The sequence below is a fragment of the Rhizobium sp. PEPV16 genome (assembly GCF_008919455.1).
In the GTDB taxonomy this organism is placed as follows: Bacteria; Pseudomonadota; Alphaproteobacteria; order Rhizobiales; family Rhizobiaceae; genus Rhizobium; species Rhizobium leguminosarum_Q.
Genome location: NZ_VSZV01000163.1, coordinates 1 through 8,601 on the forward strand (window position 1 = coordinate 1; position 8,601 = coordinate 8,601).

The 8,601-nt window shown below is 59.7% G+C and carries 12 protein-coding genes and 2 pseudogenes; 10 read left to right on the forward strand and 4 right to left on the reverse strand.

The features are described from left to right. Positions 1-82: 82 nt before the first annotated feature. The gene (locus FY112_RS37375) at positions 83-334 is read right to left on the reverse strand and encodes a hypothetical protein (protein ID WP_026158606.1); all 252 of its coding nucleotides are present in this window, start codon (positions 332-334) and stop codon (positions 83-85) included. A 92-nt stretch (positions 335-426) separates the two neighbouring features. Here FY112_RS37375 and FY112_RS03510 point away from each other — a divergent pair, with 92 nt between their 5' ends. Next, positions 427-1,293, forward strand: a complete 867-nt coding sequence (locus tag FY112_RS03510) for a LysR family transcriptional regulator (RefSeq protein WP_017959740.1) — start codon at positions 427-429, stop codon at positions 1,291-1,293. 151 nt (positions 1,294-1,444) lie between these two features. Here FY112_RS03510 and FY112_RS03515 read toward each other — a convergent pair whose 3' ends face one another. Further along, on the reverse strand, positions 1,445-1,891 hold the full coding sequence (locus tag FY112_RS03515; protein ID WP_026158605.1) for a host attachment family protein: 447 nt from the start codon (positions 1,889-1,891) through the stop codon (positions 1,445-1,447). 169 nt (positions 1,892-2,060) lie between these two features. Between FY112_RS03515 and FY112_RS03520 the strand changes: the two are divergent. The 3 genes and pseudogenes from FY112_RS03520 to FY112_RS03530 all read left to right on the forward strand — a co-directional run bounded on the left by FY112_RS03520 (position 2,061) and on the right by FY112_RS03530 (position 4,181). Further along, positions 2,061-2,328, forward strand: a pseudogene (locus FY112_RS03520) (DUF2177 family protein). A gap of 222 nt (positions 2,329-2,550) precedes the next feature. After that, positions 2,551-2,952: a pilus protein PilZ gene (locus tag FY112_RS03525; protein ID WP_017959738.1), complete on the forward strand. Its 402-nt coding sequence runs from the start codon at positions 2,551-2,553 to the stop codon at positions 2,950-2,952. A 113-nt stretch (positions 2,953-3,065) separates the two neighbouring features. Next, a complete protein-coding gene (locus FY112_RS03530; protein ID WP_094086344.1) occupies positions 3,066-4,181 on the forward strand; it encodes a pyridoxal phosphate-dependent aminotransferase in 1,116 nt (371 codons plus the stop codon). A gap of 161 nt (positions 4,182-4,342) precedes the next feature. Here the strand turns inward: FY112_RS03530 and FY112_RS03535 are convergent, their stop codons facing one another. Continuing rightward, positions 4,343-4,612: a sel1 repeat family protein gene (locus tag FY112_RS03535; RefSeq protein WP_003546876.1), complete on the reverse strand. Its 270-nt coding sequence runs from the start codon at positions 4,610-4,612 to the stop codon at positions 4,343-4,345. Between the two features lie 443 nt (positions 4,613-5,055). On the opposite strand from FY112_RS03535, the gene FY112_RS03540 reads away from it, so the two are divergent. The 5 genes from FY112_RS03540 to FY112_RS03560 all read left to right on the forward strand — a co-directional run bounded on the left by FY112_RS03540 (position 5,056) and on the right by FY112_RS03560 (position 8,100). After that, on the forward strand, positions 5,056-5,394 hold the full coding sequence (locus FY112_RS03540; RefSeq protein ID WP_026158604.1) for a DUF2147 domain-containing protein: 339 nt from the start codon (positions 5,056-5,058) through the stop codon (positions 5,392-5,394). A gap of 75 nt (positions 5,395-5,469) precedes the next feature. After that, positions 5,470-5,739 (forward strand): CopG family ribbon-helix-helix protein, encoded by a 270-nt coding sequence (locus FY112_RS03545; RefSeq protein WP_017959735.1) that lies wholly within the window; start codon positions 5,470-5,472, stop codon positions 5,737-5,739. 56 nt (positions 5,740-5,795) lie between these two features. Further along, complete coding sequence (locus tag FY112_RS03550) at positions 5,796-6,032, forward strand: type II toxin-antitoxin system RelE/ParE family toxin (RefSeq protein ID WP_245372570.1); 237 nt, start codon at positions 5,796-5,798, stop codon at positions 6,030-6,032. Positions 6,033-6,244: 212 nt separating this feature from the next. Beyond that, positions 6,245-6,424, forward strand: a complete 180-nt coding sequence (locus FY112_RS03555; RefSeq protein WP_017959733.1) for a hypothetical protein — start codon at positions 6,245-6,247, stop codon at positions 6,422-6,424. Between the two features lie 173 nt (positions 6,425-6,597). Further along, positions 6,598-8,100 carry an AMP nucleosidase gene (locus FY112_RS03560; RefSeq protein WP_017959732.1) on the forward strand — a complete coding sequence of 501 codons (1,503 nt, stop codon included), beginning with the start codon at positions 6,598-6,600 and terminating at the stop codon, positions 8,098-8,100. 9 nt (positions 8,101-8,109) lie between these two features. On the opposite strand, the gene FY112_RS03565 is transcribed toward FY112_RS03560, so the two are convergent. Continuing rightward, positions 8,110-8,328, reverse strand: a complete 219-nt coding sequence (locus tag FY112_RS03565) for a hypothetical protein (protein WP_221967860.1) — start codon at positions 8,326-8,328, stop codon at positions 8,110-8,112. 154 nt (positions 8,329-8,482) lie between these two features. Between FY112_RS03565 and FY112_RS03570 the strand changes: the two are divergent. After that, positions 8,483-8,601, forward strand: a pseudogene (locus tag FY112_RS03570) (YciI family protein); the annotation flags it as partial.

An 8,601-nucleotide genomic window follows, 5' to 3' on the forward strand; every position in this document is an offset into this window, starting at 1 on the left:
ATCCTCGGCATCCATGACGAGATCGGTGCGACCGTGGTCAAGCGCGAAGGCGAATTGGTGACGATCAGCTTCAACATGCTGATCAATCCGGAATTCCTGCACCACGTGTTGCGATTGAACTTCGAAACCTGAGGCTTTTTCCGATCCGTGAATCATCGCGGCGCGTCGCCTTTGTTTCGCCGCTCCGTCTTGCGGCGAGACGCGCGATGATCGGAACGGCCCAGAGAAATCCGCGCCATTCCGGACGATCGAGCGGATCGGCCAAGGGATCATGGCGGATCCGGCGATTGCCGATTTCAATTTCCCTAAAGAGAACAACCCAGTTGAGATCCATTGCTGCATCCTCCATCTATTTGGCTCAGGCACTTGAGCTAAGCCTTCGCGCCCTTCCGATGTAGAGGCGCTGGGGAAAGGGGGTTTTCATCCATGAAAGATGCGAGCTGGGACGACCTGCAACTTTTCTTCCATGTTGCGACCGGCGGCGGGCTTTCGGCGGCGGCGACGCGCACCGGGCTCAGCGCACCGACGATCGGCCGGCGCATGCTGGCGCTCGAACGGGTGACCGGCCGCTCGCTCTTCAGCCGCGGCCCCACCGGTTATCTGCTCGCCAAGGACGGGCAGGAGCTGCTCGATCGCGTCCGGCTGATGCAGGATGCGGCGCGTGCGATCTCCGACTGGCGCGGCGAGGTGCTGACACTGCCGATCGTCTCGACGGCCGCCGATAGCTGGACCTCGCGCTTCGTCGCCGACCATCTGGAAAGCGTCTGGACGCCGAAGGACAGCTTCCGCATGTGCTACAAGACCTCCGATGCGAGCGTCGATTTCACCTATCGCGAGGCGCATATCGCCATTCGCCACAGCCGGCCAGAGAGCGGCAACGTCGCGATCCGCCGTTCGGTCAAGGTGGCGCATGCGGCTTATCAGGCGGCCGGCTATGACGACAAAAACTGCAACTGGATCTCGCTCGGCACAGATACCGCCATCACGCCGGCGGACAAATGGACGTTCGAACAGCCGGATTCCTGGATCACCAGCTGGACGAACACGCCGCATATGCTCTTCTACCTCATCCGCGGCGGTGCCGGCCGCGGCGTGCTCCCCTGTTTCATCGGCGATCAGGAGCGCAGGCTCGTCCGCGCCGGACCGGTCATCGACGAACTGACCTACGACATGTGGATCGTTGCGCATGACGACGAGAGGCAAAGGCCGGAGGTCAGGATCGTCATCGACCGCCTGGCGGCGCTCTTTGCCGATCATGAAGACCTGTTTGCCGGGCAGAAACCGTCCGCGTGACGCGAAAACGCGGGCCTCTCGACCCGCGTTTCCTCAGGTTGTGCTAGAGCGGTTCAGCTTCACGGGAAGCGCATAACCGCTCTATCCTTCTGTTTCTACGCAATTCCGGACGGAAAACCGCTTCACACTTTTCCTGGAATTGCTCTACGGCTCAGGCGGCGAGATGCCGCTCGATCTCATCGACAGGCATATTGGTATAGTCTTTGGCCAATTCCATGGAGATCGCTGCCTGCGTATCGGCGCTGAGCGCCGGGCGCAGCGCGCCGAGTGCTTTCGGCGGCGCAACGAGGACGATGCGGCGGACATCCTTTTCCTGCGCCAGCTCATCCAGCCTTTCCGCGACCTGTTTCAGGAATTGGGCTTCGGCTTGATCCTGCCAGTTGGTCTCCTCGACAGCACTGCGGCTGAAGCCATCGGCGGCATGGCTGCGGCCGGGCTTGTCGGCGCCGATCTCGCGGTCGGGCTCGCTCGGCTGCGTTAGAGTTTCCAGCACCTTCAGGTTCATCAGCTGGGCATCGCCGGCATTCTGCATGAACAGAGCCTTGGCTCCGTTGCAGACCACGACCCATGATTTCGAAGGGATTTTGACGTCGGTCATCTTCAACTCCTCGCTGTCGTCATTCGAAGCGCGCCATGCTTCATCGATCAAGGCAGAACGCTCGGCCATTGAAAGAGTTCGGGAAAATTGCACCGAAATCGAACGGGCAGCGATCCGGTCGGCCTTTGCTGCGTAGAAAAGGCCAAGCTCGCTTCTCGTCTGCGACGAGATATGGCTCGGCCTCATCGCCCGCAGCTTCTATCGCGACCAGTTAGGATCACTGATGCTACCTGGCCCAATCCGGCGGCCTCTATCGCACGGCGTTTCTCCACGGTGCCATTCTGGGACCGGCGGCCTATGGCACTTATGACATCACCAATCTCGCCACGCTTCGCAACTGGCCGCTCGCCATGAGCCTGGTCGACATGGCCTGGGGCACGGCGCTGACGGCGCTCACTTCCGCCGGCGGATATCTCGCCGTCAGATTTTTTGGCTGAAACGGGAGCCTGGAGATGAAAGCCCGCGTCCCGATAACGCACATCGGGCGTCCCGCTTGGGCACAAAATTTAAACTCGTTAAAATTGTCATTTTATATTTGACGAATGTGCAAAACATTCATGTGACCTTGGTTGGAGCAAGACCCCAGCTTGAATGAGATCAAGGCCAGCTTGCTCGCGCGATCAAGACCCCAAATGCGCCCTGTCTGACGGAGAATGTGAATGACTATGCTCCGCGCTACACACCTTGCCACGGTCAAATCCGCTGTCTACGACCTGCGTTGGGAAGAATTCAGCGTCAAACGGCCAGCCCGCATCGTCGCCGTCCGCCCGTGCCTGACCGGCGTCTCGATGCGAAGCGCCGAGATCATCGATATCTCCCAGGGCGGCGCCACCTTCATCGTCTCGACCACGGCCGGCCTGCCAAAACATTATTATCTCAACATTCTCGGCCTCGCCTACCGGATCGGCTGCGCCGAGGTCTACCGCAACAAAGAACGCATCGGGGTGCGGTTCATCAACATCATGGACCCCGAGGTTCTGCGCCGCGTCGTCCGCACCGATTTCATGATCGGCAACATGGAAGCAATCGACGCCCGGCGCGCGCCGATCTTCCGCGCGTGAACAGGCCGACGACACGCGCGGCACTGCCGTTGCGGAAATAATCTTGCTTGCGTTGGCCGTGCCCGGGCCTATTGTTGCGCCGATTGTCAATATGTCCGGGAAACTGCCTTCGCATGTCCGCCTTTTCGCGCTTTACACCTCTTGCCAGCGCCCTGCCCTCCACAGTCCCCTTCGTCGGCCCCGAGGCGATCGAGCGCCAGCGCGGACTTGCCGTTTCGGCGCGGATCGGCGCCAATGAGAACGGCTTCGGCCCAGCCGCTTCCGTCTTTGCAGCGATGCGCGAAGAGGCCGGCAATATCTGGAAATACAATGATCCGGAGAATTTCGCGCTCCGGGAAGCGCTCGCCGCCCATCTCGGCGTCTCGGCCGCCAATATCGCCATCGGCAGCGGTATCGACGAATTGCTCGGCCAGATCGTCCGGCTGGTGATTGAGCCGGGCGCGCCGGTCGTCACCTCGCTTGGCGCCTATCCGACCTTCAATTTCCATGTCGCCGGTTTCGGTGGCCGGCTGGTGCCGGTTCCATACGCAAACGACCGCGAGGATCTCGACGGGCTGCTCGATGCGGTGAAACGCGAGAATGCCCCGCTCGTCTATTTCGCCAATCCCGACAATCCGATGGGAAGCTGGTGGGATGCCGACAGCATCGTCGCTTTCGCCCGTGCGCTGCCCGAAACGACGCTGATGGTGCTCGACGAGGCCTACAGCGAGACGGGGCCGGCAGGTTCGCTGCCGTCGATCTCCTCGCTCATCGAGCTGCCGAACGTCGTTCGCACCCGCACCTTCTCCAAGGCCTACGGACTTGCCGGCTCACGCACCGGCTACGTGATCTCGACGGCAGGCACGGCACAGGCCTTCGACAAGATCCGCAATCATTTCGGCATGAACCGGCTGGCGACGGCAGCAGCGCTCGCCGCCCTCAAGGATCAGGCCTATCTCGTCGAGGTGATCGGGAAAATCCATGCGGGCCGGGAGCGGATTGGCGATATCGCCCGGTCGAACGGCCTTCAACCGCTGTCCTCGGCGACGAATTTCGTGGCGATCGACGCCGGCCGCGACGGCGCTTATGCCAGGGCGATCGTCGACGGATTGATGGAGTGCGGGGTTTTCATCCGCATGCCTGGTGTGGCGCCGCTCAACCGCTGCATTCGCGTCAGCGTCGGGCCGGAGGCGGATATGGCGCTTCTCGAAGAAGCGCTGCCGCAGGTGCTGAAACAGATCAGCCGATAAAACGAAGAACCGCGGCCGGTGGAGGATCCGGTCGCGGTTGTCTTCTCCCGGCGTCGGCCCCGTCCAAAGCGCCCCGCCAGCTCCCTCTTTCCGAGGTTGTTATTGCTGTTTTTGTCGATTGATTCAGATTTTAGGCCGACCTGGCCTAAAATCATCCTGTTTTAGTGAACCGTCATCCACTCGCGGGCGGCGCGCAGCGCTGCTGCGAGCTGCATCTTGTCCATGGCGGCGGCCACGTCGGCGCGAAGCTCGGCGGCGCGGTCGTTGCCCTTGATTGCGGCGATGTTCAGCCATTTGTGGGCTGCGACGAGATCGACTTCGCAGCCACGGCCGGTCGCATACATCAGACCCATTTCGCAGAAGACATCGGCGCTGTTGTTGTCGCCACCCATGGTGGCCGTTTCAGCATTGTGCATTTCAAAGCGTGCCATCGGTTTTATCCCTGTTAGCCTGTTTATGACTGACCCTGTTTTACCTCTAGGCCTTGCCGTCTGTTGCGGCTTGCGGCCCTTTCGGTCCGGCGGGTTTGCCCCGCTCGTTTGATGGGTTCACTATGCCAAACGGCTTTCAAAAAACGCCTAAAATGCATGATTAATTTGAGACAAACAAAGTGCAAACACTTGGTAAAATTGGATTTTCGTTAAACATCGGACTCCCTGCGAATTAAGGATTTTCGAGCAGATTTTACGAAAGATTCAGATTTGAAAATAAACGGATCGTTCATCATGAAATCAGCAGGCGATATCTTTGAAAGCTCGCCGCACGGCTTTTTCTCGCGTTTTTCAGCCAGTCAGCATGATAGCGATTGACCCTGTTTACCTTTACGTTCGCGTCAGTTATTTTCGCGGCGATCAAGGACATCATGGAGGAAAAGATGATCCGCAGCTTCGTTCTCGCCGGCGCCATAACAGTGATCGCGGGTATCGCGCATGCCGATGAGCCGATCGTCGGCAACTGGAAGACGGCTGCCGGCGATACGGCGGTGATCGCATCCTGCGGCGGCAGTTACTGCGTGACACTGAAGACCGGTAAATATGCCGGCCGGAAGATCGGCACGCTTGCGGGAACCGGCGGCAGCTATGCCGGCGAGATCACCGACCCGGCCGCCGAAAAGACCTATAGCGGCTCAGGCAAGGTTTCCGGCAATTCGCTAAGGATGCAGGGCTGCGTGATGAAGATCCTCTGCAAGTCGCAGACCTGGACGCGGCTCTGAGAGAACGCGGGGCGGATAGCGGGCAACGGCTGGGATGTGTTAGAGTGTACACAGCTCAACGCAGGAGTTTTCGAAGTGGCCGACAGCACGACCATGACAATTCGGATCCGCCCCGACGTAAAAGAAAAGCTTGATAGGATTGCGGCCGACACGCAACGCGGCAAATCATTCCTCGCCGGCAAGGCCGTAGCGGCCTATGTGGAGCGCGAGCTTGAAATCATCGAGGGTATCAAACGCGGCATGGCCGATGCGGAAGCCGGGCGTGTTATCCCGCACGATCAGGCCGTCGCCGAAATGCGTAAGGTCATCGCGGATGCCAAGCGTAGGAAGACCCCGCGCGGATGAGGCCGGTTCTTCGGTCGAAGCAAGCACATCAGGATAATCTGGAAATTCTGCGTTAAATCGCAAAGGACAACTCCGATGCGGCCGAAAGGGTCGTGGACGCCATCGAGGATGCAGGCAAGAAACTTGGCGAATTTGCAACCGGTCGGCCAGGGCGAATAACTGGCACTTATGAAAAGTCCCTCACCCGGCTCCCCTACATAATTTCCTATGAGCTGCGGTCGATCGCGGGACGCGAAAGCGTCGTCATCTTGCGTGTGATCCATACCGCGCGGGATTGGCCCGCCGAAGAATAGCCGAACCAACTTATAAGCGTACCGCAACGCACCTGTGCAGCCATCATCCAAAACGCCAAGCATGTCGAAGCCGGCATGCCTCGAAACCCTTGGCGACCGGCCCGAGCCGGCCCGACAAGCTGAACGGCGGATGAACCGGTATCTCAGCACTCATTCAGCCACCGCATGGCAAAACTCATGTCACGATAGAGTTGCGTATCGGGGGCAAGGCAATGAACCACTATATTATGGCAAGACGCCTCAGCATCATCACGCTATTTGCGGCGATCTTTGCGATCACGTTTTCGGCAGTCGTGGTGCATGAGGGTGGCGGCGGTGCACAGTCGCATTTCGGGGCGAGCTATACCTGTCTGGAGAGAAACGGCAGCTTCTGCGCGCCCGCGGTGAGGTGACTAAAGCGCATCGTGCTCTGCGCTTTAAGTCTTTCATTTATCCATGTCGTTGTCTCAAAACCGCTGCGCAGGTTGGGCGACGGGCATTCGCACCGGGCAGGCAGGAGTATAAAAAATCGGAATCCGCCGGCGCGCGTCGTTTGCTTGTCAAGAACAACTCTCTATAATGCGTCATGAACAAACGAATCTCCCTTTTGTCGCCCCTCGACATATCCTCCCCACCGCCTTTCCAGCCTCAGAGCTTCGATGATCCCGCCAAGGCGGTCGAGACGCTGACAGCGCTTTACGAGCGCAACACGGCGTTCCTGATCGAGAGTTTCAGCGAACTTGCGCAGGGCGCTCCGATCTCCTCGCGCTACCGCGCATTTTATCCGCAGGTCAGCATCGAGACGACAAGCTTTGGCCATGTCGATTCGCGGCTTTCCTACGGTCATGTCACGGCACCCGGCATCTACACGACGACCGTCACCCGGCCGAAACTCTTCAAGCATTACTTGAAGGAGCAGCTGGCGCTCTTGATGAAGAGCCACAATGTGCCTGTGATCGTCTCGGAATCTGCGACGCCGATCCCCTTGCACTTCGCTTTCGGCGAGGGTGCGCATGTGGAAGCTTCGACCAACGCCTTCGTCGACGTTCCGATGCGCGATATCTTCGACACGCCCGACCTCAACACCACCGACGACGAGATCGCCAACGGCGAATATATCCCGCCGCCGGGAGAGCCCTCGCCGCTGGCGCCGTTCACCGCGCAACGCATCGACTATTCGCTCGCCCGGCTGTCGCATTATACGGCGACACATGCGGAGCATTTCCAGAATTTCGTTCTGTTCACCAACTACCAGTTCTATATCGACGAATTCTGCGGCTGGGCGCGCAAGCTGATGGCGGAGGGCGGCGACGGTTATACCGCCTTCGTCGAGCCCGGCAATGTCGTCACCCTTCCCGGCTCGAACGCGCCGGAAACGGATGCCGCCCTCACCCGCCTGCCGCAAATGCCGGCCTACCATCTGAAGAAGAAGGGCCATGCCGGGATCACCATGATCAATATCGGCGTCGGCCCCTCCAACGCCAAGACGATCACCGACCATGTCGCCGTGCTGCGCCCGCATGCCTGGCTGATGCTCGGCCACTGCGCCGGTCTTCGCAACAGCCAGCGGCTCGGCGATTATGTTCTCGCCCATGCTTATATGCGTGAGGACCACGTTCTCGACGACGACCTGCCGGTCTGGGTGCCGATCCCGGCGCTGGCCGAAGTGCAGGTGGCGCTCGAAGCCGCCGTTGCCGAAATCACCGGCTATGAGGGTTTCGAGCTGAAGCGCATCATGCGCACCGGCACGGTCGGCACGATCGACAACCGCAACTGGGAACTGCGCGACCAGCGCGGACCGGTGAAGCGGCTCTCCCAGGCGCGAGCGATCGCGCTCGACATGGAATCGGCAACGATCGCCGCCAACGGCTTCCGCTTCCGCGTGCCCTATGGCACGCTGCTCTGCGTCTCCGACAAGCCGCTGCACGGCGAATTGAAGCTGCCGGGCATGGCAACGGCCTTCTATCGCACGCAGGTCAACCAGCACCTGCAGATCGGCATCCGCGCCGTCCAGAAGCTTGCCGCCATGCCGAAGGAAGCGCTGCATTCACGCAAGCTGCGCAGCTTCTTCGAAACGGCCTTCCAATAGGCCGTTTCCTCATCTGCCCGTCACGACAGACGCCGAGCCCTCGGCCAGCACCTGCGGCCTACCGGCGGCAAGATTCAGCCCTGATATCAGCAGGGTGAAGGCCACCACGACGAAAGCGATGCGCAGGAGAACCTTCAGCACATCGGCATCGTCGAGTACTACCAGCTGACGCTTCTCGTGGCGACGTGCCCAGATCTGGCTTGCCAGAGCGATTTCAAGAATGCTCATTTCCATTCTCCTCGACAGGTTTCGATGAAGCCTTGTCGAGTGCTGCCTTGCTATTTCGACACCTCGTCCGCACAATTTTTTTTTCGCGGCGCTGTCGAAATGCATGCAGGTCGTTCGTCCATGTTTATGGGAACAGGGCAAGGAGGCTGCCGCGATGAAATATCTCTGTCAGGTCTGGTTCGATAGCGGGATACTCGACGCCATGACGCAAGAGGAGAAGACCGAACTCGACACCAATTCCTTGAATTATGACAAGGACCTCGTCGAAAGCGG

What these genes read in the sequence shown, in the direction of transcription:
- FY112_RS03560 (WP_017959732.1), top strand. Translation starts at nt 6,598, where the DNA reads ATGAACAAACGAATCTCCCTTTTGTCGCCCCTCGACATATCCTCCCCA.
- FY112_RS03540 (WP_026158604.1), top strand. Translation starts at nt 5,056, where the DNA reads ATGATCCGCAGCTTCGTTCTCGCCGGCGCCATAACAGTGATCGCGGGT.
- FY112_RS37375 (WP_026158606.1), bottom strand. Translation starts at nt 334, where the DNA reads ATGGATCTCAACTGGGTTGTTCTCTTTAGGGAAATTGAAATCGGCAAT.
- FY112_RS03555 (WP_017959733.1), top strand. Translation starts at nt 6,245, where the DNA reads ATGAACCACTATATTATGGCAAGACGCCTCAGCATCATCACGCTATTT.
- FY112_RS03510 (WP_017959740.1), top strand. Translation starts at nt 427, where the DNA reads ATGAAAGATGCGAGCTGGGACGACCTGCAACTTTTCTTCCATGTTGCG.
- FY112_RS03565 (WP_221967860.1), bottom strand. Translation starts at nt 8,328, where the DNA reads ATGAGCATTCTTGAAATCGCTCTGGCAAGCCAGATCTGGGCACGTCGC.
- FY112_RS03515 (WP_026158605.1), bottom strand. Translation starts at nt 1,891, where the DNA reads ATGACCGACGTCAAAATCCCTTCGAAATCATGGGTCGTGGTCTGCAAC.
- FY112_RS03530 (WP_094086344.1), top strand. Translation starts at nt 3,066, where the DNA reads ATGTCCGCCTTTTCGCGCTTTACACCTCTTGCCAGCGCCCTGCCCTCC.
- FY112_RS03525 (WP_017959738.1), top strand. Translation starts at nt 2,551, where the DNA reads ATGACTATGCTCCGCGCTACACACCTTGCCACGGTCAAATCCGCTGTC.
- FY112_RS03535 (WP_003546876.1), bottom strand. Translation starts at nt 4,612, where the DNA reads ATGGCACGCTTTGAAATGCACAATGCTGAAACGGCCACCATGGGTGGC.